This is a genomic window from Actinomadura sp. DC4 (assembly GCF_030406325.1).
Lineage (GTDB): Bacteria > Actinomycetota > Actinomycetes > Streptosporangiales > Streptosporangiaceae > Actinoallomurus.
Genome location: NZ_JAUEQY010000004.1, coordinates 217,091 through 241,257 on the forward strand (window position 1 = coordinate 217,091; position 24,167 = coordinate 241,257).

Consider the following 24,167-nt stretch of genomic DNA (forward strand, 5'->3'; position numbering starts at 1 on the left):
GGTCATCTTCGACTGTAGGCGTCTGAAAGATCGTCGCCCTGCCGGGGTGTACCCGCGGACTCAGCCGTAGACGCCCGCGAACCAGGCGACCGGACCGCCGCCGGCCGTCGGGCCGGGGTGGACGCGGACGCGGACCCGCGCGGGGGAGGCGCTCGCCGGCAGCCGGAGCGGATGGGGCGTCGCGGCGTTCGCGACACACGTGCCGCGGATGAGCGAGGCCGGGTCGCCCAGCGCGTAGGCGGTGAAGGTCAGGCGGTGCGGCCCGGCCGGGCAGGTCACGACGACCGAGACCCGCGCGGAGCGGCCGTCGCCGCCGGTGAGACGGAGGGTCAGCGCCGAGGTGGCGGGCCAGGTGCCGCCGCCGCGTGCCAGCCGGCTGGCCGGCCGGGCCCCGGGCGTGCCGCCGATCGTCGCGGGCAGCGGGCCCGCCTGCGGCGGCGTGGTCCGCGGCGCGGCGCTGGCCGTGGGCGACGGCGTGTGCGGCGCCTGGTCGCCGGAGTAGCGCGCCGGCGCGCCCTTGACGCCCGTCAGCACGCCGAGGCCGATGGCCAGGGCCAGCACGCCGACCGTGACGACGGGCACCACCACGGCCCGCTCGGCGAGGCGGTCGGCGAGCGTACGGCGTGAACGCTGCCGCGCTTCGGGAGGCGCGGGCGGCCGGGCGAGGAGGGCGAGCAGCCCGGCGGCGCGCTCCGCGTCGAACCGGCGTGCCGGGTCCTTGGTCAGCAGGCCGCCGAGGACCGGGCGCAGCGGGCCGGCGCGTGACGGCTCGGCGGGCTCGCTGGTGACCAGCGCGCTCAGCGTGGCCATCGCGGTCTCGTAGTCGTACGGCGGGCGGCCCTCGACGGCGGCGTAGAGCGTCGCGCCGAGCGACCACAGGTCGGAGGAGGGGGAGGCGGGCTCGCCGCGCGCCACCTCGGGCGCGACGTACGCGGGGGAGCCCATGAACGTGCCCGTCTGGGTCAGCGTCGTGGCGCCCTCGTACGTCGCGATGCCGAAGTCGGTGAGGACCACACGGCCGGAGTCCTCCAGCAGCACGTTGCTCGGTTTCACGTCACGGTGGACGATGCCGGCATCGTGCGCGGCGCGGAGCGCGTCCAGCAACTGCACGCCGATCTCCGCGACGCGCCGCGGGGAGATCGGGCCGTCGTTGACGAAGACGTCCTCCAGCGACCGCGCCGCGACGTACTCCATGATCAGCCAGGGCCGGGAGTCCTCGACGACGACGTCGAAGATGGAGATCAGCCCGGGATGCCGCAGCCTGCCGGCGGCGAGCGCCTCGCGGTCGGTGCGGCGGAGGAGGTTCATCCGCTCGCGGTGGCCGAGGCTCGGCGGAAGGTGCATCTCCTTGACCGCGACCTCGCGGTCCTCGTGCTCGTCGTAGGCCCACCAGACCACTCCCATGCCGCCCCGGCCGATCTGTCTGATGAGCCGGTAGCGGCCGGAGAGCAAGCGATCCCGCAACTCGGCCACGATGCGCAAGATACCTGGGAGATGTTAACTCCGGTATCTCGATCTTTATCGTCCCTTGCATGGGGGATGACCTAATCGCAGGATCGGAGTTTGGGGACCAGAGTCGAAAGAGGTTTCCGGATGGCGACATCTCCGGCGTCCGCGGATGGGGTCCTGCCCTCCGGCGTACGGCCGTTGCGCTCGGGCGACCCCGCCCGTATCGGCGGCCACCGGCTCCTGGGCAGGCTCGGATCCGGCGGGATGGGCGTCGTCTACCTGGGCGAGGACCCGCTCGGCGGGTTCGTGGCGGTCAAGGCCGCGCACGCCGGGGACGAGGAGTCGCGCCTGCGCCTGGCGGCCGAGGCCGCCTGTATCGGCCGGGTGCCCACCGCCTTTACGGCCCGCCTCCTCGCCGACGGCACGGCGCGCACACCGCCGTACATCGTGACGGAGTACGTCGAGGGCCGGTCGCTGGCCGACATCGTTCGTAAGGACGGCCCGCTCCCGCCGGAGCAGCTCCTCGCACTCGCGGCGGGCGTCGCGCGGGCGCTGGCCGCGATCCACGAGGCCGGGGTCGTCCATCGCGACCTCAAGCCGCCGAACGTCCTGATGACCCCCACCGGCCCCCGCCTGATCGACTTCGGCATCGGGCAGGAGGTGGGCGCGGCGGGCGGCCCGACCGAGCCCGGCATGGTCGTCGGCAGCCCGGGATGGATCCCGCCGGAACGCCTCGGCCGGCGGCCCGCGACGCCCGCGTCCGACGTCTTCGGCTGGGGGTGCCTGGTCGCGTACGCCGCGACGGGCCGCAACGCGTTCGGCGAAGGGGACCCCGACGAACTCGCGCACCGGGTCATGCGAGAGCCGCCCGAGCTGGAGGGCGTCGGCGGTCCACTGCGCGACCTGATGGAGGAGTCGCTCGCCAAGGACCCGGCGGCCCGGCCGTCCGCCTCGGAGCTGCTCGGGCTGCTCGGCGTCGGCGGGCCCGCCGGTCCGCGCCGCTCGGGCACGCGGGAGATGCCGGCCGTACGCCGGCGGCGGTGGCCGCCGGCTCCGGCGGGCGCGCTGGCCGCCGCGGCGGTCGCGGTCGCCGCCGTGATCGTCGTCATCGTGGTCGTGGCGGCCGGGGGCCACCACGGCGCGCCCGCCGTCCCGCCTGCGGGCGTGACGCGAGCGACGCCGTCGGGCAATGAGGCCGCCACGCACCGCGCGCCCGTCGCCGCGCACCCGCGCACGGCGCGCTCGACCGTGACGCCGCGCCCGAGGACGGTCACGACGACCCCCGCGAACGGCAAGGGCAAGGGGAACGGCAAGGCCAAGGGGAAGGGAAAGAAGGGCAAGGGCCCCGGCTGAGCGGCCGGATGCCGGCCGTTAGAGCCTGGCAGAAAAGGGAGGCTGCAAAGCCTCGCGTCGGGCGGCCCGGTCCGGGCGTGCGAAGGCGGACACGATGGCGTCGCTGACGGCCTCCAGGTGGCGGGCGCCCCCGTGGCCGGGGATGAGACGGTCGGTCGGGTGAGTGACCACCCGGCCCTGTCTCGAATCCCCGTTCGCAGCGAGCGGCGTCTTGCAAGGCGGAGGAGGGAGTCGGTCTGGTTCGGCCGACGACAACGCGGCGAGGCGTCGTCGCGCAGCCGGATGGCCGGACTTCGAGACAGGCCCTGGCCGCCGGGCAGGGTCCATCCATCCATCCACCCAGACAGGCGTTGCCGCCGTTGTGACCGGACGTCTCCGGGGCACTGAGCCGGCCCATCGGGCGGCTCGCCGCGTCATCTCGGCCCGGGGCCGCCGAGCCGGAAGACCCGGGACCAGCGGATCGGCCGGCCGACGAGACGGTCGCGCTCGCCGTCGCCGGACGGCCGCGTGCTCCCGGTGACCGTGGCGGGCGCCAGGATCCGTACGCCGTCGAGTTCGCCGCCGCGCAGCGGCGTCAGGTAGAAGCGGGGGAGGTCGCGCGCCGTGGTCGAGGCCCCGGCGGCGGGGATGACGGCCGTGCCGGCCGACGGCCGGTCGAGGTACGCCTGGGAGAACCGCCCGGCCGGGCGGAGTCCGCGGATCGGGACGTGCCGGGGCCACCGGCCGCCCGGGAGGCTCAGGCCGAGCGGATCCAGGGACTCGGTGTGCGGCAGGTCGCGTACCCCCGGTGCCGGTGATCCTCCGCGTCGCGTGCCCAGGATGAACCGGTACGCGATCGGCCGGTACGCGGGAACCCGCCCAGGCGGCCGGCGGAGCAGGGTGCGGACCGAGCGGTCCCGGTCCGTCATGGCGAGGGAGTCGCCGAGCAGACCACGCGCCGTCGCCGGGCCGGACCGGTGCCGGAGGACCTGCCGGACGGTGATCTCGTCCTGGCAGGCCTGCCCGAACGCGGGCCAGTGCGCGGCGACGCGGTCGTCGAGGGCCGGCTCTCCCCGCTCGGCGAGCAGGTGCACCTCGTCCGCCATGACCTTCCCGTCCTGCGGCACGCGGAGCCGGGCGGCGGCTCCCCGCGCGCGGACGAGCTCCAGCGCCGGCGGTCACGCGGTCTCGATGGCCGAGGCGAGGAGGCCGACGGCCTCGGTGAGGCGGTGCTCGGTGAGGCGCGCGTAGCCGACGACGATCGCGGGCGGGCCCGGGTGCCGTACGCGCATGGGGGTGACGCCCTCGATCGCGACGCCGAGCTCGGCGGCTCGCGTGACCACACGCGTCTCCTCGCAGGCCTCCGGCAGCTCGGCGTACGCGTGCAGGCCGGCCGACACGCCGTGTATACGTACGGCGGGCAGCCGGGCGCGGAGGGCCGCCACGAAGGCGTCGCGCCGGGCCCGGTACTTGCGTCGCATCAGGCGCAGGTGCCGCGCGTGGTCGCCGCCGGCGATCAGGTGGGCCAGGACGTGCTGGTCGAGCACTGACGAGCCGAGGTCGTGCAGGGCACGCGCCGCGCGCAGGCGTACGGCCAGCCACGGCGGCGCGACCGCCCAGCCAAGCCGCAGCGCGGGGGACAGCGCCTTGCTCACCGACCCGGCGAGCACCACCCGCTCGGGCGCGAGTCCCTGCAGGCAGCCGACCGGATCGCGGTCGTAGCGGAACTCCCCGTCGTAGTCGTCCTCAATGATCAGCGCGTCGACCGCGCGCGCCCATTCGACGAGGGCGGCGCGGCGGCGGGGCGACAGCACCACCCCGGTCGGGAACTGGTGCGCCGGCGTGACCAGGACCGCCCGCGCCCCCGTACGGGCGAGCGCGCCGACGTCGATGCCCTCCTCGTCCACGGGCACGCCGGCCATCTCGACTCCGGTGGCCCGGATCATCGGGATCTGGTGATGGCCCAGCGGGTCCTCGACCGCGAGCACGCGGTGTCCCTCCTCGATGAGGATCCTGGGGACGACCGCGAGCATCTGGGCGACTCCCGCCGTGATCACGATCTCGTCCGGGTCGGTCACGGCGGCCCGTACGCGGGCCAGGTGGCCGGCCAGCGCGGTCCGCAGCGCCGGCACGCCGGCCGGGTCCGGGTAGTTCAGTGCGGAGTGGGGGAGTTCGCGCAGGACGTCGCGCACCGCAGCGGTCCAGCGTTCGCGGGGGAATGAGGCCAGGTCCGGCTTGCCGGGCCGCAGGTCGTAGACGATGCCGGGCGGGTCGGCCGGGCCCGCGTCCGTCCCCGCGGCGAACCGCAGCGCGCGCCGGTGGGCCTCGCTGGTCGGCTCCGGCGCCCGTACGGCGGGAAAGGGCGCGACGCGGGTGCCGTCGCCCTGCCGGGACAGGATGAACCCCTCGGCGACGAGCTGCTCGTACGCGGTGACGACCACGCCACGGGACACCTCGAGGTCACCGGCCAGGTCGCGGCTGGAGGGCAGCCGGTCGCCCGGTGAGAGGCGGCCGTCCCGTACGGCGGCGCGGAGCTCGTCGGCGAGCTGGCCGGCCAGCCGCCCGGCGGCGCGGTCCAGCGTCACGTGCAGATCCATGAGGAGTCCTCGGGTAATGGTCCTCTGTCTTCGGCCCGCAATGGTCTTCGTGCTAGGGCCATTGGCCTCATAGCGTCTCAGCCCATGGGGCAGACCACCAGTATCCGGGGCATCGTTCAGGCCGCCGTGACCATGACGATCGTCGGCACGCTCACCGCGGTGTCCGCCACGATCTCCGACTTCCCGGTGTACGGCGGGCAGGCCGTGCGGTACGCCGTGGCGGCGGTGATCCTGCTGACCGTGGTGCGCCTGCGGGCGAAGCCGCGGCGGGAGAAGACGGCGCGCTGGGAGTGGCCGCTCATCACGCTGCTCGCGGCGACGGGTCTCGCGGGGTTCAACGTCTGCATCGTCGAGGGCACCAGGTACACGAGCCCGGCCACGATCGGGACCGTCGTCGGCTCCGTGCCGATCGTGCTCGCGATCGCCGCGCCGCTGATGGCCGGCCGGCGGCCCGCGCCGCGCATCGTCGGGGCGGCGTTCGTCGTCACGGCCGGGGCGAGCGTGGCGAACGGCCTGGGCGGCGGGAGCCTGCCCGGGTTCCTGCTGGCGCTCGGCGCGCTGGCCGGCGAGGTGTGCTTCTCGCTGCTGGCCCTCCCGCTGCTGCCGCGGCTCGGCGCGATCCGGGTATCGGCCTACTCGGTCACGGCGTCGGTGCCGATGCTCCTCGTCACGGGCCTGTTCGTGGACGGCGGCGACGTGCTGCGCGTGCCCAGCCTCAGTGAGGCGGCCGGGCTCGCGTACCTCTCGCTCGTGGTCACGGCGGGTGCGTTCCTCTTCTGGTACGACGCGCTGGGCCGGATCGGCGCGGACCGTGCCGGGCTGTTCGCCGGGCTGATCCCGGTCAGCGCGGTGCTGACCACGATGGCGCTCGGCCTGCGTACGCCGGGCACGGCGGAACTCACCGGCGCCCTGCTGGTCGGGCTCGGTGTGGTCGTCGGGCTCACGCGGTCAGCGGATCGGCCACTCGCGGTTGCTGCCCCGGCGGACCATGACGATCCAGCCCACGACGAAGCCGGTGACGATCAGCACGCCGACCACGAGCATCACCACATAGATGGCCGCGGCGTTGCCAAAGACACCGCTGATCAGAACATTTGACGTAAACGGCATAATTCCCCCCGTTTCCGTCATACCCCTGCCATCTGTGCGGCAAGACCCCGGCCTGCGTGCGACCTGTCGCCGTTCTAGTCTGGTGATCGACCTGCACCGTGCCGCCAGCGAGGACCTCATGCCCGAATTCGCCTTCACCGAGCTGCTCCCCCAGGGCGCCGACGACACCGACTACCGTCTGCTCACCAGCGACGGGATCAGCGAGCTCGGCGCCGGAGACCGTACGTTCCTCCAGGTGGAGCCGGAGGTGCTGCGGCTGCTCACCGAGACGGCGATCCACGACATCTCCCACCTCCTGCGCCCCGCGCACCTCGCGCAGCTCCGGCGGATCCTCGACGACCCGGAGTCCTCGCCGAACGACCGCTTCGTCGCCCTCGACCTGCTCAAGAACGCCAACATCGCGGCGGCCGGCGTCCTGCCCATGTGCCAGGACACCGGCACCGCGATCGTCATGGGCAAGCGAGGGCAGCTCGTCCTCACCGACGGGGACGACGAGCGGCACATCGCCCACGGCGTCTACGACGCGTACACGCGGCTCAACCTGCGCTACTCCCAGCTCGCGCCGCTGAACATGTGGGAGGAGAAGAACACCGGCAGCAACCTGCCCGCCCAGATCGAGCTGTACGCCGCGCCCGGCGACGCGTACAAGTTGCTCTTCATGGCCAAGGGCGGCGGCAGCGCCAACAAGTCGTTCCTGTACCAGGAGACCAAGGCGGTCCTGAACCCGAAGCGGATGCTGACCTTCCTGGAGGAGAAGATCCGGTCGCTGGGCACCGCGGCCTGCCCGCCGTACCACCTGGCCATCGTCGTCGGCGGCACGAGCGCGGAGTTCGCGCTGAAGACGGCGAAGTACGCCTCGGCGCACTACCTGGACAACCTGCCCTCGTCCGGCTCGCCGGCCGGGCACGGCTTCCGCGACCTCGCGCTGGAGCAGGAGGTCTTCGAACTGACCCAGCAGCTCGGCATCGGCGCGCAGTTCGGCGGCAAGTACTTCTGCCACGACGTACGAGTGATCCGCCTGCCCCGGCACGGCGCGTCCTGTCCGGTGGCGATCGCGGTGTCGTGCAGCGCCGACCGGCAGGCCCTGGCGAAGATCACCCGGGACGGTGTCTTCCTGGAGCAGCTGGAGCCGGACCCGGCGCGCTATCTGCCCGAGACCACCGATGACGACCTCTCGGGGGACGTCGTACGGGTCGATCTCAACCAGCCGATGTCGGAGATCCGCGCTGCTCTCGGCCGCTATCCGGTCAAGACGCGGCTGTCGCTGTCGGGGCCGCTCGTCGTGGCTCGCGACATCGCCCACGCGAAGATCAAGGAGCGTCTGGACGCGGGGGAGGAGATGCCGTCCTACCTTCGCGACCACGCGGTGTACTACGCGGGACCGGCCAAGACGCCGGAAGGCTACGCGAGCGGGTCCTTCGGCCCGACGACGGCGGGGCGGATGGACTCCTACGTCGAGCAGTTCCAGGCGGCCGGTGGGTCGTTCGTGATGCTGGCGAAGGGGAACCGCAGCAAGCAGGTCACCGACGCGTGCAATGCGCACGGCGGCTTCTATCTCGGCTCGATCGGCGGCCCGGCGGCACGGCTGGCCCAGGACTGCATCAAGAAGGTCGACGTGCTGGAGTACGCCGAGCTCGGTATGGAGGCGGTCTGGAAGATCGAGGTCGAGGACTTCCCCGCCTTCATCGTGGTCGACGACAAGGGCAACGACTTCTTCGCCGACACGACCGGCCCTCTGCTGAGCATCGGCCGTCGCTAGGGGTCCTCGCTCAGCCGGTGGCGGCGACGCAGAACTCGTTGCCCTCGGGGTCGGCCATCACGATGTGGTGGCCGTCGTGCTCCGCCAGGACGCCGGCGCCCGCCTGCCGCAGGCGGTCGGACTCCGCTCTGATGCGGGCCCAGCGCTCCTCGGGACTGCCGTGGCCGGGTACGCGGATGTCGAGGTGCAGCCGGTTCTTCGCGGTCTTGGGCTCGGGGACCGTGAGGATCGAGAGCCGGGGACCGGCGCCGCCGGGGTCGCAGAGCCACGCGGCATCGTCCACGGAGTCGTCTTCTGGCAGGTCGAACTGGGCGAACCACTCCTCGCGGGTCGCGAACGGGGCGGGCGGGGGCTCGTCGACGTAGCCGAGCGCCGTTTTCCAGAACTCGGCGAGGAGACGCGGGTCCGCGCAGTCGAGGGTGAGATCGATGGTGGTTCGCATGCCCGGACCGTACACCGCGCCTCTGACATTCTCACGGGTTGAGGGTTCTGGCGTCTTTTCGCAGGTCTCGTCGATGAAAGTCTCACTGGGAGGTTCAATGAGACGCTTGAACGCATGACAGAAGACGAGATCATCGCTTTCGTACGGACTCTGCCCGGGGCCGCCGTCATCACCGCGGACGCCGGGAGCGGCGCGCCGGAGGTCGCCTGGGGCGACTCGTTCTTCTACTACGACCCGGACGGCGACTCCCCGCGCCGGATGCCGTTCGCCACGCTCGTGACCAAGGACTACGACGGCTTCGACGAGGACTCTCGGCTCGGCCGGCCCGGGGTGTTCCGGCTGAACGTGGGCGTCGGCCGTAAGCGCTTCGAGGAACTGATCGGCCATCCGCCCGCCGTCCCCGCGGGAGACGTGGACCACACCGCGCTCGACCGGCTGATCCCGCATCCGGCGTACGCGACGCAGGCCTGGGTCGCCATCCTCAACCCGGGAGAGCGGACCGCCGGGCTGGCCCGGTCACTGCTCGCGGAGGCAGGTACCCGAGCGGCCCGCACACGTCTCAGCGGAGAGGGTGGCGGCTGATGAGCTGGCGGACGATGACGCCCCGCTGGATCTCGTTGGTGCCCTCGCCGACGATCATCAGCGGGGCGTCGCGGAAGTAGCGCTCGACGTCGAACTCCGTCGAATAACCCGAGGCGCCGTGGATGCGGACGGCGTTCAGGGCGATGTCCATGGCCGCCTCCGAGGCGTACAGCTTGGCCATGCCGGCCTCCATGTCGCAGCGTTCGCCCGCGTCGAGGAGGTCGGCGGCGTCCAGGGTCAGCAGGCGGGCGGCGCGGAGCTTGGTGGCCATGTCGGCCAGGTAGTTGCCGATCGACTGGTGGCGCCAGATCGGCTCGCCGAACGCCTCGCGTTCCTGGGCATAGCGCAGGGAGTCCTCCAGCGCGGCGCGGCCCACGCCTAGCGCCCTCGCGGCCACCTGGATGCGGCCGACCTCCAGGCCGCGCATCATCTGGGCGAACCCGCGGCCCTCCTCCTCGCCCAGGGCCGAGCCCAGCGGCGTCTCATACCCGTCGAAGACGACCTCGCAGGTCTCGACGCCCTTGTAGCCGAGTTTGCCCAGGTCGCGCGAGACGGTCAGGCCGGGGCCGGGCTCGACGAGCAGGACGCTGATGCCCCGGTGCCGCGGGCTCGCCTGCGGATCGGTCTTGCACAGCAGGGCGATCAGACCGGCGCGACGCGCGTTGGTGATCCACATCTTGGCACCGGCGACGACGTAGCGGTCGCCGTCGCGGCGGGCCGTGGTGGTGATCGCCTGCAGGTCCGAGCCGCCGGCGGGTTCGGTGAGGGCCATCGCCGCGCGGAGTTCGCCGGTGGCCATGCGGGGGAGGTAGCGGTCCTTCTGCGCCTCGGTGCCGAACGTCGCGATCAGGTACGCCACGACGGAGTGGCCGCCCATCGCGCCGGCCAGGCTCATCCAGCCGCGCGCCAGTTCCTCGGTGACGAGGGCGTAGCAGCGTTTGGAGACGCTCACCTCGCCGTACGGTTCCGGGACGGCCAGGCCGAAGACGCCGAGCTCCTTCATGCGGTCGATGAGCTCTTCGGGGTAGGTGTTCGCGTGCTCCAGATCGCGTGCGGCCGGGCGGACCTCCCGGTCGACGAACTCCGCGACGACCTCGACGATCGCCTTTTCCTCATCGCTCAGCACGGTCATGGTGACCTCCCAGACTCCCAGTATGTTCGCGATCGTGGGTGCGGTCGTCCCGCGTCCGGGTCATCCGCGCGTAGTGCGTCGACTACGCTCCCGGATACTCCGTGCGTGACCGGCGTGCTGTCGCTGGGGCGTGTGGGTCGGTTGATCCCGGGTAATACGGCCACGACGATGGAGGAATGTAATGAGTCTGGATGAAGCAGCACGCCAGCTCGAGCTGGCCAAACACGATACTCAAGTCGCCTTCGACTGCATCGGTCTCGGTGAGATCGAGCGTGCTCATACCCACACGATCACGGCAAGGGCGGCGGCCGACGCGGCCGAGGTCGCCCTGCGAATCGCACTGAACGATCTTTCCCCCGAAGAGGCCGAAGTGGCGGGCGAGAAGGCCATGGCGCGTCTCGAGGAGGAAGAGGGCTCTCGCCACTGAGTGGCGAGGGGCCGCCCGCTCCCGGGCCCGGGTACCACCCGGACCGCGACCTCAGGCGACGGGCCGCTCGGCGACGGGCGTGTCCGGAGTCGCTCCGGCCACGGGGGCGGGCTCGAAGCCCTTGGCCGACCCGAGGATCACCAGTGTGAGCGCGGCGCCGGCCGCGTAGGCGATCCAGAGGTTCGAGGCGACGGCGCCGGCGATGACCGCGCCGAGCACGAAGCCGACATAGTTGAAGACGTTGACCCGGGCGACGGCGATCCCGAGCCCGGTCGGGTCGAGCTTCCCGGCCGCCGAGAACGACGTCGGCACCACGACGGCCAACCCCAGCCCCGCGACCGCGAACCCGGCGATCGCCACGGCCGGCCCGGGCGCGAACGCGGCGGCCAGCAGGCCGAGCCCGCCGATCACCGAGCCGACCGCGACGACCCGCGCCGCCCCGTACGCCCGTACGACCAAGTCGGCGCCGGTACGGCTGAGCATCATGCAGACCTGGTACGCGACGTAGGCCAGCGGCGCGATCGCCCCGGAGGCGTCCAAGTCGTCCTTCAGGTATTTGGCGCTGTAGCTCGACGTGGCCGAGTCCGCGATGTACATGCAGGTCACAGCCACACCGATGATGACGATCGGCCGCCAGGGCACCCGCTTGGCGGCCTCCTTGAGCTGCTCGCCGCTCGGCCCGGTGCTCTCCATCTCGCGGGGGTACAGCAGCCGCCCGGTCCACAGGGATACCGCGATGCCGAGCACGGCCGGGATCGCGAACCCGATGCCCAGGCCCATGTCGATCCGATTGGCCAGGGCGATCCAGAGACCGGCGATGATGCCCGCGGCGCTCCAGACGGCGTGGAACCCGGTCAGCAGGCTCTTGGAGTAGAGCGTCTCGGCCGTGACCGCCTGGGCGTTCATCGAGGCGTCCACCGCGCCGACGAACAGCCCGAACAGCGCCGTCGACGCGTACAGCGCCACGTTGCCCGGTGCGACGCCGATCGCGATGATCGACAACAGCACGAACGGCTGGGCGATCCGCAGCACGGGACCGCTCCCGTACCTCGGCATCAGCCCGCCGGAGAGCACACTGCCCACCCCGGCCACCACGGGCACGGCGAGCAGGACGAGGGCGAGCGTGCCGTCGGTGAGGTGGTGCGCCTTCTGGATCTCCGGAATCCGGGTCACCAGCGCGGCGAACGACAACCCCTGCACTCCGAACGCCGCATACGCCGACCGGCGCCCACGCCGCGTCCGTTCATCGATCCCTGCCGCCACGGCGTCCTCCGGAAACATGAAAGAGGTTCGCGTCAGCGTAGAGATCAGGTTGGCGCAGGTCAATAGGCGCGCGGCCGCGCGTGGAAGTGTGCCGACGCAAGCCTGTGGATGCCTCAGTCGATCAGGCGGCGGCGCATTCCGCGGAGGGCGAGCCACCACGCAAGGGCGATGAACAGCAGAAGCGCCCCCACATGGCCCAGGTCGGCCAGCGGGTGGAAGCCGAACACCGCATGTCGTACCAGCTGGACACAGTGGTACAGCGGATTGAGGTGCGCGAGCGTCTGGGCCCACCGGGGCAGGCCGTCGAGCGGGAAGAACGTGCCCGCGACCAGGAACAGCGGTGCCAGCACGCCGCTGATGATGTAGTCGAAGCTGTTGATCGAGGGCACCACCGTCGACGCCCACACCCCGAACAGCGCGAAGCCCGCGGCCGTGAGCACGGTGAACAGCGGCACGGCGAACACGCCCGGACCCGGCCGCAGGCCGAAGACCAGGGACACCAGGATCGGCGAGCAGGAGTAGGCGCCGCTCTTGACCGCGATCCAGGAGGTCTCGCCCGCCACCACCTCGTGCACGTCCACCGGCGCGGCCAGCACCGCGTCGTAGGAGTGCTGGTAGGTGCGCCGGATGAAGGTGTTGAACATCCCCGGGAAGATGGACGTGAACAGCGTCGCCGTGGCCACCACGCCCGTACCCACGAAGTCGACGTAGCGGTAGCCGGCGACGTGCCCGACCAGCGCGCCGAAGCCGAAGCCGAACGCCAGCAGGTAGATCGTCGGCTCGACCAGCGAGGCGAAGGACGACGACGCCCAGCAGCGGCGGAACAGTGCCAGCTCACGTCGCCACACCCCCCGTATGGGCGCCCACTCGAACGCGCGAAGACGGTCAGTCAACGGTCTCTCCGGTGAGGACGACGAAGACATCTTCGAGGTTGGCGGCCCGGCGCAGGACCCGGTCGCCGTCGGCGAGGTGGTCCGCGAGCGAGGGCGGGATGTGCTCGGCGCGCAGCACGGACACGGTCGGACCGGTGCGCCGCGTCGGCAGGCCCGCGCGGCGGGCCAGGTCCTCGACCTCGGCCAGGCGTTCGGGCGAGCCCTCGTGCTCCTCGACGCGGTCGCCCGCGTGGGAGGCGATCAGCTCGGTGGGACTGCCGTTCGCGATCACGCGGCCGCGCGACATCAGGGCGCACGTGTCGGCGAGCCGCTCGGCCTCCTCGATGTAGTGCGTGGACATCAGCACCGTCACCCCGGCCGTGCGCAGCCCGGCGATCAGTCCCCACAGGTCCGCGCGCACCTGCGGGTCCAGGCCGACCGTCGGCTCGTCCAGCAGCACGAGACGCGGGGAGTGCACGAGCCCCCGCGCGACCAGCAGCCGGCGCCGCATGCCGCCGGACAGGCCGTCGGTACGGGCGTTCGCCCGCCCGGTGAGGTGGGCGATCTCCAGGGCGCGGTCGACGGCGGCGCGCAGGCCGGCGCGCGGCACGCGGTAGAGGTGGGCGAAGACCTCGAGATTCTGCCGTACGGTCAGCTCCTCGTCGAGGTTGTCGGTCTGCGGGACGACGCCCATCAGTGCGCGTGCCTGCTTGGCCTCGCGGGGGATCTCGTGGCCGAGCACCGAGATCGTCCCCGAGTCGGCGCGGGACTGGGCGGTGAGCAGGCGCATCGTGGTGGACTTGCCCGCCCCGTTGGGGCCGAGCAGGCCGAGGCAGACGCCGTCGGGCACCTCCAGGTTCAGCCCGTCGACCGCCGCGATCGCCGTGCCGTCGCGGTCGGTGTACCGCTTGACGACGTCGCGCAACAGGATGGCCATGAGGTTCACGTTAGGGATGGACCACGACAGTCCGCCAACGAATATCGTCGTGGCGTGGACCTTCCGTGGAAAGCCGGCCGGGATCATCCGTCGCCGCATGAGCTGCGTGCCTCCGACGCCGACCGGGAGAACGTCGTCCGGCTGCTGCGCGACGCGCACGGCGACGGCCGGATCACCCTTGTGGAGCACGGGGAGCGGGTCGAGCAGGCGTACGCAGCCCGTACGCTGGGCGAGCTCGCCGGGCTGACCGGCGACCTGCTGCCGGCCGACGAGCAGCCGATCCGGCTCGATCCGGGGCCGTTGCACGCGCTGTTCGGGACCGTACGCCGCGACGGGCGGTGGGTGGTTCCCGCCCGGTTCCCGGTGGCGGCGGTGTTCGGCACGCTGGAGATCGACCTGCGCGAGGCGCTGCTCCAGCGGCGGCACGTGGTCGTCAACGCCAGCGTCCTCGGCGGCCGGCTCCGGCTTGTCGTCCCCGAGGGCGTACGGGTGGAGTTCACCGGGCGCTCGATGGCGGGCGCGCAGGCGCTGCGGCTGCGACAGGCGGCGGGCGCCGACGGACCGCTCATCGAGGTGCGCGGGACGGTCGTCCTGGGTTCGGTGAGCGCGCGCTCTCCGAAGCGCCCGCGCCGCCCACGGCTGCGCCGAGGCCGGGCCGGCTGAGCCCTCCCGATGACGGCCGTGTAAACGGAGCAGCAGGTCACGCGGCCGATTCAATAACGGTTGAGACTCCTCGTCGCGCATCCCCTTGAACTGGTACGGACCAGCTCCTATCGTTCAGTGCCATGCGCGAATCTGCTCGGTGAGCAGTCGAATCGTGCATAACCTTTCATGCCTTGAAAGGAGGCGACGGCGCGAGCCGCGCTACAGCTGTGCCTCGCCAAGCGGTCGCTCGGAGGTGTTGAGCCGAGGGTCGGGTCGGGGGGTTTGGCGAACCCTAATCAGACAAATGACCGGGGACGTCGCGCGCACCCGCGCGCCCCGAAGCCTCAGCAAAGAAGGCGGGGACAGGTGAAACGGCATCTCACCGGCGTCATCGCCGCGGGTCTCACGGTGACCCTCGGCATGACCGGATGCAGCAAGGGCAGTTCGTCCAGCGGTGGCGGCGACAACAAGACGATCAAGTTCGTCGCCGCGATCTACGACGACAACACCAAGGGTTACTGGGACGACCTGATCAAGAGCTTTGAAGCCGCGAACAAGGGCTACAAGGTCAACCTTGAGATGGTCGACTGGACCCAGATGGACGCCAAGGTCAAGACCTACGTCCAGACCAAGCAGACCCCGGACATCCTCAACTACAACGCCTTCTCCGACTTCGCTCGCGACGGCCTGACCTACCCGGCCTCCGAGGTCGTGTCGCCGCAGGTCCTCAGTGACTTCACGCCGACGTTCACGGAGCAGACGAAGTACAACGGCACGCAGTACGCCCTGCCGTTCATCGCCAGCGCCCGGCTCCTCTTCTTCAACAAGGACCTGTTCAAGAAGGCCGGCATCACCGACCCGCCCAGCACCTGGGCCGAGGTGAAGACCGACGCGCAGAAGATCAAGGCCAAGGGCGCCGTCGGGTACGGCCTGCCGCTGGGCCCGGAGGAATCGCAGGCGGAGTTCTACTCCTGGGCGATGAACGACGGCGGTGGCTGGGTCGACGCGTCCGGCAAGTGGGCGATCAACCAGCCGGCCAACATCGACACGCTCAACTTCCTGCGTGACCTGACCAAGTCGGGCCTGACCCAGCCGAACCCGGAGACCACCGACCGTAAGACGGTGTTCAACCAGTTCGCCCAGGGCAAGGTCGGCATGGGCATCAACGGCCCGTTCACCCGCGCCGGCTTCATCGACCCGGTGAACAAGAACCTGAACTACGGCATCGCGCCGCTGCCCAGCAAGGACGGCTCGGTCCACAACACGCTCGGCGTGGTCGACGTCCTCAACGCGTTCAAGAACGGCGGCAAGAACAAGGACGCCGTCACCAAGTTCATGAACTACTTCTACCAGCAGCAGAACTACGCCAAGTTCCTCAAGCTGGAGAACTTCCTGCCGACCACGAAGTCGGCCGGGAACGCGCTCAGCAGCGACCCGTACTACAAGCAGTTCGTGGACGCCCTGCCGCAGGCCAAGTTCGCGCCGACGAGCAACCCGGCGTGGTCGGCCGTGGCCGGCGCGGTGAAGCAGAGCATGGGCACCGCGGTCGCCGGATCGACCCCGAAGAAGGTCCTCGACGACATCCAGAAGACGGCCGAGAAGAACGGCTGACGTGCACGACGCCAAGATCAGGGAACGCGGTGCCGGGGCGGTCGCCCCGGCACCGCGGGCTCGCGGGCGCCGCCGCCGCGGCCGCGAACTCCTCCATGCCCTGCCCTGGATCGGCCCCGCGGTGGTACTCATCTCGGTCGTCGTGCTGTGGCCGGTCGTCGAGATGGTCCGGACGTCGTTCCTCAAGATCAGCTCGTCGGGGCTGACCCTCGGCAGCCAGGGCGGCAAGAACTACTCCGACCTGTTCGCCGAGGACGACCTCGTCGGCATCCTGATCCGTACGGTGCTCTGGGTGGCCGCGGTCGTCATCGTCACGATGGTGGTCTCGCTGGCGCTCGCCCAGCTCCTCAACGCCCGGTTCCCCGGGCGGCGCGTGGTGCGCTGGGCCGTGATCGTGCCGTGGGCCGCCTCGGTGCTGATGACCGCGCTGGTCTGGAAGTGGATGCTCGACAACTACTTCGGCGTGGTCAACCGGGTGCTCCTGGACCTGCACGTCCTGCACGAACCGGTGAACTGGCTCTCCCATCCGGACCAGGCGATGATGTGGATGATGTGGGTGGCGGTGTTCGTCTCGCTGCCGTTCGCCTCGTTCGTCATCCTGGCCGGGCTGCAGACGATCCCGGGCGAGGTGTACGAGGCGGCGCGCGTCGACGGCGCCGGCACCTTCCGCACCTACTTCCGGATCACGCTGCCGATGCTGCGGCCGGCCCTGCTGATCGCGTCGATCATCAACGTGATCAACGTCTTCAACTCCTTCCCGATCATCTGGGCGATGACCCAGGGCGGCCCGGGGCACGCGACCGACACGACCACGACCTTCATGTACAAGATCGCGTTCTTCGACCAGGACGTCGGTGAGTCGGCCGCCATGGCGGTGGTCAACTTCGTGCTGATCCTGGTCATGGTGCTGTTCTACCTGCGCGCCTCGCGCTGGCGGGAGGAAGTCCGATGACGGCGACCACGGTCCGGGCCAAGCCCGGAGCCCGGTCCAGGTCCGTGTCCTTCCGCAAGGTGATCCTGACCGGCGTGGGCTGGCTGGTCGGGCTGGCGTTCGTCGCGCCGTACCTCGAGATGCTCGTGACGGCGCTGAAGCCCGAGAACGAGCTGATGCGGTCCTCCTACCTGCCGACGAAGTGGGAGTGGTCCAACTTCGTCAACGTGTGGAAGGCCGCGCCGATCTGGCAGAACATGAAGGTGTCGCTGATCGTGGCCGGCGCGGCCACGCTGGTGACCCTCCTGTGCGCGCTGCCCGCGGCGTACTACAGCGCCCGCAACCGGTTCTGGGGCCGCAACGGGTTCCTGCTGCTCATCCTCGTCACGCAGATGTTCGCCCCGACCGCGCTGGTCATCGGCATCTACCGCGAGATGGTGGCGCTCAACCTGACCGACACGCTGCTGGCGCTGATCCTGGTCAACGCGGCGTTCAACCTGCCGTTCTGCGTCTGGATCCTGCACGGCTACTTCGCGAGCATCCCGAAGGAGCTGGAGGAGGCGGCGTTCCTCGACGGTGCGGGCAAGATCAAGGCGCTCACCCGGGTGACGCTGCCGATCTCGCTGCCCGGCCTGGTGACGGCGGTCGTCTACACGTTCATCGGCGCGTGGAACGAGTACATCGTGGCGCTCACCGTCACGTCCTCGCCGAACCGCCAGCCGCTGACCGTGGCGATCCCGTCGTTCGTCACGCAGTACCAGGAGCACTGGCAGTACCTCTTCGCGACGTCGCTGATCGCGATCGTGCCGGTCGTCATCCTGTTCGTCTTCATCGAGCGCTACCTCATCGGCGGCCTCACCGCCGGAGGCGTGAAGTAGCCGCCGGACAAGAGGCGCGCAAGCCCATGATTCGGTAGGTTTCCCGCCAGACGAGACGTGATCCTTCCGGCCGTTCAAGGCCGGAAGGGACGCGGGGAGCGACGGGGAGAGCGCGTGAACGCTCAGCCGGACAGACCGGACGGACCAGACGAGGGGCCGCACGACGACGTGCCGCCGGCGACGGAGACGTGGGTGCCGCCGGAGCCGCCGGCCGCCGGAGCGCACGCCGCCTGGCTGCCGCCGGGAGCGCGGCCCGGTGAGCCGTACGACCAGGCCCAGGGCTCCTACGGCCCGCCCCCGTACGGTCAGCCGTACGGGGCGCCGCCCGGTTGGCAGCAGCAGCCGCCGCCCGGATGGCAGCAGCCGTACGGGCCGCCGCCCCGCAGGCCGGGGATCTCGCGGCGGGCGAAGATCATCGTGGCCGGCGCCGTCGTCCTGTACATCCTGATCTTCATCGGCCAGATGGTGGTCGCGTACCTGCGCGTCCGTTAGCCGGCGGAGTCGAAGTTGATGGCGGAGTAGGCGCGCAGCTTCGAGAGCCGGTGCTCGCTGTCGATCTGCCGGATCGTGCCGCTGCGGGACCGCATGACGAGGGAGTTCGTGAACGCGATGCCCCGGTGGTAGCGCACGCCGCCGGTGAGCTCGCCGTCGGTGATGCCGGTCGCCGCGAAGAACACGTCGTCGGAGGTGACCAGGTCATCGGTGGTGAGAACGCGGGACAGGTCGTGGCCCGCGTCGATCGCCTTCTGCCGCTCCGCGTCGTCCTTCGGCCAGAGCCGTCCCTGCAGCATGCCGCCGAGCGACTTGATCGCGCACGCCGCGATGATGCCCTCGGGGGTGCCGCCGATGCCGAGCATCAGGTCGATGCCGGTGTTCTCCCGCGCGGCCATGATCGCGCCCGCCACGTCGCCGTCGGTGATGAACTTGATCCGCGCGCCCGCCTCGCGGACCTCTTTCACGATCTGCTCGTGCCGCGGCCGGTCGAGGATGACCACCGTGACGTCCTCGGCCGAGGAGCCCTTCGCCCGCGCCACGGCGCGGATGTTGTCGCCGACGGGCGCGTCGATGTTCACCACGCCGGCGGCCTCCGGCCCGGTGGCCAGCTTCTCCATGTAGAAGACGGCCGACGGGTCGTACATCGTGCCGCGCGGGCTCACCGCGATCACCGCGATCGCGTTGCTCATGCCCAGCGCGGCCAGCCGCGTGCCGTCGATGGGGTCGACCGCGACGTCGCAGTCGGCGCCCTGGCCATCGCCCACCTGCTCGCCGTTGAAGAGCATCGGGGCCTTGTCCTTCTCGCCCTCGCCGATCACGACGACGCCGTTCATCGACACCGTGTTGATGAGCTGGCGCATGGCGTTCACCGCCGCGCCGTCGGCGCCGTTCTTGTCCCCGCGCCCCACCCAGCGGGCCGCGGCCATCGCCGCCGCCTCGGTCACGCGTACGAGTTCGAGGGCGAGGTTGCGGTCCGGCGCGTCCGACTCGGTGGCCAGCGGGGTCGCTGCGGGGTTCTGTTCGGTCATCGGATGCGCGGCGGGCCGCCGGCCGGCGGGCCGGACACCACGCCGCTCCCTCCTCGTCGTGTCATCGTCAGGTCGATGGTGGTCGATGGCGCGCCCGCGGTCATAACCGCGGGCACTGCAGACATGCCCGTTTTGTAGGGAACCTTGCCTGCGAGAAACCCCACTTCGCCTGATCGGGGGGTCGGATCGTAGCGCAGCCGGGAAACGCCGATTCCCCGGTCCCAGGCGCGGTAGATGCGCACACTCGTAAATTCACAGCAGACAAGGCGTAATCTAGGGCCGTAATGAGCAGCGAAATCAAGCGGCGAGCGGAGTGCCCGGCGCCGCGCGACCGGCGGCCCGCGCGGCGAGTGCCGTGCGCGTCTCCGGCACGGCGAGGAGCCCGCAGTTGAGCATCGAACACCTCCAGCGCACCTCTGACCGGGGCGCCGCCACCCGCAGTGCGCTGCTGGCCGCGGCGCGCGAAGTCTTCTCGGTGTCCGGGTTCGCGCAGGCCGCGGTGACCGACATCGTGGCCAAGGCGGGTGCCAGCGTCGGCAGCCTCTACCACCACTTCAGCGGCAAGGCCGACCTCTACCTCACGCTCTTCGAGGAGTTCCAGACCCGCCAGCAGGAGCGCACCCGAGAGGCCGTCCACCTGGCCCGCGACCAGGGCGAGGCCGACCCGATGCGCCTGTTCATCGCGGGCGCCCGTGCCTACCTCGACGGATGCCTCGCCGAGCCCGACCTGGCCCGGCTGTTCCTGTCCGGCGACGGCCCGCCCGGGTTCGACCGAGCACTGCGCGACCGCCTCCGTACGTGGGCGCGGCGCAACGCCGCGCTCTTCCACACCGGCGAGGGCGGCGAGGTCGACGAGGCGCTCGTCGTCGTGCTGACCGGCGCGATGTCCGGCGCGGTCTCGGAGGTGTCGCTGTCCGAGGACGAGTCGGCCTCGCGACGGCTCGCCGACGACGTCCTGAGCATCATCTCCCGCATGGAGAGCGCACGTGAGCGACGCCCCTGACACGGCGACCGCCACCCGGGAGAAGGAAGGACCGTACGTCGTCTCGCCGTCGGTCTACAAGCGCCTCATGTCGGGCCTGCCCGGCTTCAGCATGGCCCTCCTGTCCTGCCTGGTGGTGGTCGGCCTGGTGATCCTGATCACCCCTCGCCGCAACGACAACGCCATGCCGCGCGTCGACTACCAGAGCGACCTCGCGGGCCTGCGCGCCGTCGCGCCGTACACCGCGCTGGCGCCCGAGGGCCTGTCCCCGCAGTGGTACCCCACGAGCACCCGGCTCGACGGCCACGCGGGCGGGCCGGTCTCCTGGCACCTCGGCTTCAACACGCCGCAGAAGGAGTACGCCGCGCTCGAGGAGAGCAACGAGACCCCCGAGGGCCCCGGCAACTTCGTCGACCGGATGACGAGCCAGGGCCACGCCGACGGCACCGCACAGATCGCCGGCGCCACCTGGGACCGGACGTTCCGCCCGGACAAGAAGCAGCGGTCGCTCGTCCGCCGGCTGCCCGGCCTGACCCTCGTGATCACCGGCACCGCCTCGTACGAGGAGCTCGCGGTCCTCGCGGGCGCCCTCAAGGCACAACCCAAGCCGGCGGCCACCCCCACCTAGATCGTTGATTGGTTCTTCAACGTTCAGATGATCGCTTCGATGCGCCGGCGTAGCCCGGGTTCGGCAGCCGTTCATGCCAGGTCGGGACCGCACGCGCCAGACCCCGCGCGACCTGGGACATGAGCTGTCCCTAGAAAGGCGCGCTTTCCGTGGTCTCGGCGGCGCCGGGCTCCGTGCGCTCGGCCATGGCCGCGGCGAGCTTGGCGCGGGCGCCTTCGAGCCATTCCTCGCAGATGCCGGCGAGCCGCTCGCCGCGCTGCCAGAGCGTGAGCGACTCCTCGAGCGTCAGACCGCCGCTCTCCAGCCGCCGTACGACGTCGGTCAGCTCGTCACGCGCCTGCTCGTAGGAAAGCTCAGGTTTCTCCTCCGTCACGCCCCCAACCCTACGGGCAGGCGGACGCCCACGCGCTCATCTGGACCGCCCTCAAGCCTTTCACGCGCCCTGCGGTCTCCCGGGCTCCTACGAGGGCGCGCGTTGCTCTTCGGCGATCTCAGCGCCGCGTGGGCGACCTCAGGAGCTGAGGTTGCCGATGATGATGAGGAACAACAGGAAAGTGACCAGGGCCGGGTAGACGTACGCGCCGGGGCGGTGGAACACCGGCGCTCCCGGGTCGAGCGGACGCTGCCCCCGGCCGTCCATGCGCGGCTGCGGGGCGGGCAGGTTCGCGACCTTGCCGCGGGCGGAGACGTTCATGAGGATGAAGAACGGGGTCAAGATGATCGCCCCGACGCTGCACCAGCCGCCGGTCAGGGTCTTGGTCGTCTGCCGGCGGAAGGTGTGCATGCCGCAGTCGCGGCAGTACGGGCCGGGCGCGGTCCAGATCGTGTGCATGATGACGGCGCCCACGACCGCGCGGAAGGTCGCCGGGGCGGCCGGGCCGTTCCCGCAGATGCGGCAGCTGACCTGGCCCTGCTGCGGCTGGTGGCCGGCCTGCTGCTGCGGAGCGTGGTACTGCTGCTGGTAGCCCTGCTGCGGCGCGCCCTGATACGGCTGCTGCTGATAGGGCTGTTGCTGGTAGGGCTGCTGGTACTGCTGCTGCGGGTACGGCTGCTGGTTCTGGTACGGCGGGTACGGCTGTTGCTGGTGGGGGCCGGGGTAGGGCTGCTGGTACTGCGGCTGAGTCACGGGGGAGTCCTTCGGCGGCCGGGGCGTCCGGCGGCTGCGGGCCGGCGGAGCAGGGTGCCGGAAAACCCTATCCATATCGACCGAAAAGCGATCGGCGTATCAAATTTTTGTGAAGTGAGGCGGCGCTCACACCGACGGTCAGACGGTGTCCACCCGCACCGTGATCCGGCCGTCCGGGAACCGGACCAGCAGCTCGTCGTCCTTCTTCACGTCGGCGGCGGCCCGTACGACGGACTCGTCGGGGCGCTGGATCACCGCGTAGCCGCGCTCCAGGGTCGCGGCGGGGGAGAGCGCCACGAGCCGCCCGCGGGTGTGCGCGAGGTTGTCGCCGGCCCGGTCGAGAGCCGAGGCCAGACACCGCCGGGCGCGGTCGCGCAGCGTGCCGACCGCCTCGGCCTGCCGCTCGATCTCGCGGACCGGATCGGCCAGCGCGGGCCGCGAGCGTGCCCCCGCCAGCCACTGCACCTCGCGCTCGACGCGGCCGGACAGGCAGCGCCGCCCCCGGTCGCGGAGCTGCCGGACGAGGGTGAGCTGCTCCCGTACGTCGGGCACGGTCTTCTTGGCGGCGTCGGTCGGCGTCGAGGCGCGTACGTCGGCGACGTAGTCGAGCAGAGGCGTGTCCTGCTCGTGGCCGATCGCGGAGACGACCGGCGTGCGCGCGGCGGCCACGGCGCGTACGAGGGCCTCGTCGGAGAAGGCCAGCAGGTCCTCCAGCGACCCACCGCCGCGGGCGATGATGATCACATCGACGTCGCGGTCGGCGTCGAGCCGGGAGAGCGCGTCGATGACCTCGCCCGCCGCGTAGGTGCCCTGTACGGCGGTGTTCTCGACCTTGAAGCGGACGGCGGGCCAGCGGCGGCGGGCGTTGTCCAGCACGTCGCGCTCGGCGGCGGAGTCGCGGCCGCAGATCAGCCCGATGGTGCCGGGCAGGAACGGCAGCGGCCGCTTGCGCTCGGCGTTGAACACCCCTTCGGAGGCGAGCAGCTGCTTGAGCCGCTCCAGCCGCGCCAGCAGCTCACCGACGCCGACCGGCCTGATCTCCAGCGCCGAGAGCGCGAACGAGCCCCGGTTGATGTAGAAGTCCGGCTTGGCGTGCACGACCACGCGCGCCCCGTCGATCACGGCGGGACCGCCGGCGTCGCACACCGCGCGCGGGCACACGACGCGTACGGAGACGTTGGCGACCGGGTCGCGCAGGGTGAAGTAGACCGTGCCCGCGCGGCGGTTCAGCTCGGTGATCTGCCCCTCGACCCAGATCCGGCCGAGCTTGGAGATCCAGCCGCCGATGAGCTGTAGAACCGTACGGACCGGAGTCGGCGACTCCGGCGAGGTCTCCAGGGCCATCCCCGCAGCCTAGGGGATGGGGCCACTGGGAAAACCCGGACGGCCTGTTCTGGCGAGCCGGACTGGACCGAGCGTGTGGTACACCCCACACTCCGTAGTTAGCCCAGCTAAAAGGGGGCTCTGTTAACGTGGAATGAGGAAAGGTCATGTCCGATCCCCGCGTGCTCGCCGAGCGTTTCAACCGGCAGATCCGCGACATCGTGCTCATGCTTCGTCGCGCGAGTGCCGCGCAGTCCATCACGACACAGCAGATGTTCGTGATGGGCTCACTTGAGGGCGGCTCGCGTCGGATGTCCGACCTGGCGGCCGAACACGGGGTCCGGCTGCCGACGATGACACGTCAGATCGGGCGCCTCGCGCGCGACGGTCTCGTCAAACGCGGACGCGACAGTGAAGACGCGCGAGTGGTCACCGCCGAGCTCACGGACGTAGGGCGCATACGCCTCCTCCGTGGCCGCGAACAGCGGATCACCTTCCTCGCGGGACGCATGGCGCTGCTGAACGACGCCGAGCGCGCCTCGATCGAGGCCGCGCTGCCCGCGCTGGAGAAGCTCTTCGCCGATTCGTGACCTTCCCAGGGCGATCTAACGAGGGGGA

At 71.1% G+C, this 24,167-nt stretch carries 25 protein-coding genes; 13 read left to right on the top strand and 12 right to left on the bottom strand.

What is annotated here, in order from left to right; all coding sequences use genetic code 11:
* Positions 1 to 60: 60 nt before the first annotated feature.
* Positions 61 to 1,473: a serine/threonine-protein kinase gene (locus QWU11_RS08320; protein WP_290104464.1), complete on the bottom strand. Its 1,413-nt coding sequence runs from the start codon at positions 1,471 to 1,473 to the stop codon at positions 61 to 63.
* Between the two features lie 120 nt (positions 1,474 to 1,593).
* Between QWU11_RS08320 and QWU11_RS08325 the strand changes: the two genes are divergently transcribed.
* On the top strand, positions 1,594 to 2,802 hold the full coding sequence (locus QWU11_RS08325) for a serine/threonine-protein kinase (RefSeq protein ID WP_290104465.1): 1,209 nt from the start codon (positions 1,594 to 1,596) through the stop codon (positions 2,800 to 2,802).
* 413 nt (positions 2,803 to 3,215) lie between these two features.
* Here the strand turns inward: QWU11_RS08325 and QWU11_RS08330 are convergent, their stop codons facing one another.
* On the bottom strand, positions 3,216 to 3,887 hold the full coding sequence (locus QWU11_RS08330; RefSeq protein WP_290104466.1) for a serine hydrolase domain-containing protein: 672 nt from the start codon (positions 3,885 to 3,887) through the stop codon (positions 3,216 to 3,218).
* Between the two features lie 72 nt (positions 3,888 to 3,959).
* Positions 3,960 to 5,378 (bottom strand): PLP-dependent aminotransferase family protein, encoded by a 1,419-nt coding sequence (locus QWU11_RS08335; protein ID WP_290104467.1) that lies wholly within the window; start codon positions 5,376 to 5,378, stop codon positions 3,960 to 3,962.
* Between the two features lie 84 nt (positions 5,379 to 5,462).
* On the opposite strand from QWU11_RS08335, the gene QWU11_RS08340 reads away from it, so the two are divergent.
* Entirely contained in the window at positions 5,463 to 6,476 is a 1,014-nt protein-coding gene (locus QWU11_RS08340) for a DMT family transporter (RefSeq protein WP_290104468.1), read from the top strand.
* A 130-nt stretch (positions 6,477 to 6,606) separates the two neighbouring features.
* The gene (locus QWU11_RS08345) at positions 6,607 to 8,247 is read left to right on the top strand and encodes a fumarate hydratase (protein WP_290104687.1); all 1,641 of its coding nucleotides are present in this window, start codon (positions 6,607 to 6,609) and stop codon (positions 8,245 to 8,247) included.
* Positions 8,248 to 8,257: 10 nt separating this feature from the next.
* On the opposite strand, the gene QWU11_RS08350 is transcribed toward QWU11_RS08345, so the two are convergent.
* Entirely contained in the window at positions 8,258 to 8,689 is a 432-nt protein-coding gene (locus QWU11_RS08350) for a VOC family protein (RefSeq protein ID WP_290104470.1), read from the bottom strand.
* 114 nt (positions 8,690 to 8,803) lie between these two features.
* Here QWU11_RS08350 and QWU11_RS08355 point away from each other — a divergent pair, with 114 nt between their 5' ends.
* The gene (locus QWU11_RS08355) at positions 8,804 to 9,271 is read left to right on the top strand and encodes a DUF6194 family protein (RefSeq protein WP_290104471.1); all 468 of its coding nucleotides are present in this window, start codon (positions 8,804 to 8,806) and stop codon (positions 9,269 to 9,271) included.
* Here the strand turns inward: QWU11_RS08355 and QWU11_RS08360 are convergent.
* The gene (locus QWU11_RS08360) at positions 9,249 to 10,403 is read right to left on the bottom strand and encodes an acyl-CoA dehydrogenase family protein (RefSeq protein WP_290104472.1); all 1,155 of its coding nucleotides are present in this window, start codon (positions 10,401 to 10,403) and stop codon (positions 9,249 to 9,251) included. The genes QWU11_RS08355 and QWU11_RS08360 overlap by 23 nt on opposite strands.
* Positions 10,404 to 10,584: 181 nt before the next feature.
* Between QWU11_RS08360 and QWU11_RS08365 the strand changes: the two genes are divergently transcribed.
* A complete protein-coding gene (locus QWU11_RS08365; protein ID WP_290104473.1) occupies positions 10,585 to 10,830 on the top strand; it encodes a hypothetical protein in 246 nt (81 codons plus the stop codon).
* Positions 10,831 to 10,881: 51 nt separating this feature from the next.
* Here QWU11_RS08365 and QWU11_RS08370 read toward each other — a convergent pair whose 3' ends face one another.
* The 3 genes from QWU11_RS08370 to QWU11_RS08380 form a co-directional block, all read right to left on the bottom strand.
* Positions 10,882 to 12,030, bottom strand: a complete 1,149-nt coding sequence (locus tag QWU11_RS08370; protein ID WP_290104474.1) for an MFS transporter — start codon at positions 12,028 to 12,030, stop codon at positions 10,882 to 10,884.
* Positions 12,031 to 12,206: 176 nt separating this feature from the next.
* Positions 12,207 to 12,986 (bottom strand): ABC transporter permease, encoded by a 780-nt coding sequence (locus QWU11_RS08375; RefSeq protein WP_290104475.1) that lies wholly within the window; start codon positions 12,984 to 12,986, stop codon positions 12,207 to 12,209.
* The gene (locus QWU11_RS08380; protein ID WP_290104476.1) at positions 12,979 to 13,902 is read right to left on the bottom strand and encodes an ABC transporter ATP-binding protein; all 924 of its coding nucleotides are present in this window, start codon (positions 13,900 to 13,902) and stop codon (positions 12,979 to 12,981) included. Before QWU11_RS08380 ends, QWU11_RS08375 begins: the two co-directional genes overlap by 8 nt.
* A 54-nt stretch (positions 13,903 to 13,956) precedes the next feature.
* Here QWU11_RS08380 and QWU11_RS08385 point away from each other — a divergent pair, with 54 nt between their 5' ends.
* The 5 genes from QWU11_RS08385 to QWU11_RS08405 all read left to right on the top strand — a co-directional run bounded on the left by QWU11_RS08385 (position 13,957) and on the right by QWU11_RS08405 (position 18,459).
* Positions 13,957 to 14,565 carry a DUF1707 domain-containing protein gene (locus QWU11_RS08385; protein WP_290104477.1) on the top strand — a complete coding sequence of 203 codons (609 nt, stop codon included), beginning with the start codon at positions 13,957 to 13,959 and terminating at the stop codon, positions 14,563 to 14,565.
* Between the two features lie 348 nt (positions 14,566 to 14,913).
* Positions 14,914 to 16,158: an extracellular solute-binding protein gene (locus tag QWU11_RS08390; protein ID WP_290104478.1), complete on the top strand. Its 1,245-nt coding sequence runs from the start codon at positions 14,914 to 14,916 to the stop codon at positions 16,156 to 16,158.
* Between the two features lies 1 nt (position 16,159).
* Positions 16,160 to 17,110 carry a sugar ABC transporter permease gene (locus QWU11_RS08395; RefSeq protein WP_290104479.1) on the top strand — a complete coding sequence of 317 codons (951 nt, stop codon included), beginning with the start codon at positions 16,160 to 16,162 and terminating at the stop codon, positions 17,108 to 17,110.
* Positions 17,107 to 17,967: a carbohydrate ABC transporter permease gene (locus QWU11_RS08400; RefSeq protein ID WP_290104480.1), complete on the top strand. Its 861-nt coding sequence runs from the start codon at positions 17,107 to 17,109 to the stop codon at positions 17,965 to 17,967. Before QWU11_RS08395 ends, QWU11_RS08400 begins: the two co-directional genes overlap by 4 nt.
* A gap of 114 nt (positions 17,968 to 18,081) precedes the next feature.
* Positions 18,082 to 18,459 carry a hypothetical protein gene (locus tag QWU11_RS08405; RefSeq protein WP_290104481.1) on the top strand — a complete coding sequence of 126 codons (378 nt, stop codon included), beginning with the start codon at positions 18,082 to 18,084 and terminating at the stop codon, positions 18,457 to 18,459.
* Here QWU11_RS08405 and glpX read toward each other — a convergent pair.
* On the bottom strand, positions 18,456 to 19,490 hold the full coding sequence (gene glpX, locus QWU11_RS08410; protein WP_290104482.1) for a class II fructose-bisphosphatase: 1,035 nt from the start codon (positions 19,488 to 19,490) through the stop codon (positions 18,456 to 18,458). The genes QWU11_RS08405 and glpX overlap by 4 nt on opposite strands.
* A gap of 388 nt (positions 19,491 to 19,878) precedes the next feature.
* Here glpX and QWU11_RS08415 point away from each other — a divergent pair, with 388 nt between their 5' ends.
* Both QWU11_RS08415 and QWU11_RS08420 read left to right on the top strand, forming a co-directional pair.
* Entirely contained in the window at positions 19,879 to 20,493 is a 615-nt protein-coding gene (locus tag QWU11_RS08415) for a TetR/AcrR family transcriptional regulator (RefSeq protein ID WP_290104483.1), read from the top strand.
* Complete coding sequence (locus QWU11_RS08420) at positions 20,477 to 21,100, top strand: DUF4245 domain-containing protein (RefSeq protein WP_290104484.1); 624 nt, start codon at positions 20,477 to 20,479, stop codon at positions 21,098 to 21,100. Before QWU11_RS08415 ends, QWU11_RS08420 begins: the two co-directional genes overlap by 17 nt.
* A 130-nt stretch (positions 21,101 to 21,230) precedes the next feature.
* On the opposite strand, the gene QWU11_RS08425 is transcribed toward QWU11_RS08420, so the two are convergent.
* The 3 genes from QWU11_RS08425 to xseA form a co-directional block, all read right to left on the bottom strand.
* Entirely contained in the window at positions 21,231 to 21,473 is a 243-nt protein-coding gene (locus QWU11_RS08425; RefSeq protein ID WP_290104485.1) for an exodeoxyribonuclease VII small subunit, read from the bottom strand.
* A 138-nt stretch (positions 21,474 to 21,611) separates the two neighbouring features.
* Positions 21,612 to 22,226 carry a hypothetical protein gene (locus QWU11_RS08430; protein ID WP_290104486.1) on the bottom strand — a complete coding sequence of 205 codons (615 nt, stop codon included), beginning with the start codon at positions 22,224 to 22,226 and terminating at the stop codon, positions 21,612 to 21,614.
* 138 nt (positions 22,227 to 22,364) lie between these two features.
* Positions 22,365 to 23,570, bottom strand: a complete 1,206-nt coding sequence (gene xseA, locus QWU11_RS08435; RefSeq protein WP_290104487.1) for an exodeoxyribonuclease VII large subunit — start codon at positions 23,568 to 23,570, stop codon at positions 22,365 to 22,367.
* A gap of 161 nt (positions 23,571 to 23,731) precedes the next feature.
* Between xseA and QWU11_RS08440 the strand changes: the two genes are divergently transcribed.
* Positions 23,732 to 24,139 (top strand): MarR family transcriptional regulator, encoded by a 408-nt coding sequence (locus QWU11_RS08440; protein ID WP_290104488.1) that lies wholly within the window; start codon positions 23,732 to 23,734, stop codon positions 24,137 to 24,139.
* Positions 24,140 to 24,167: the final 28 nt, after the last annotated feature.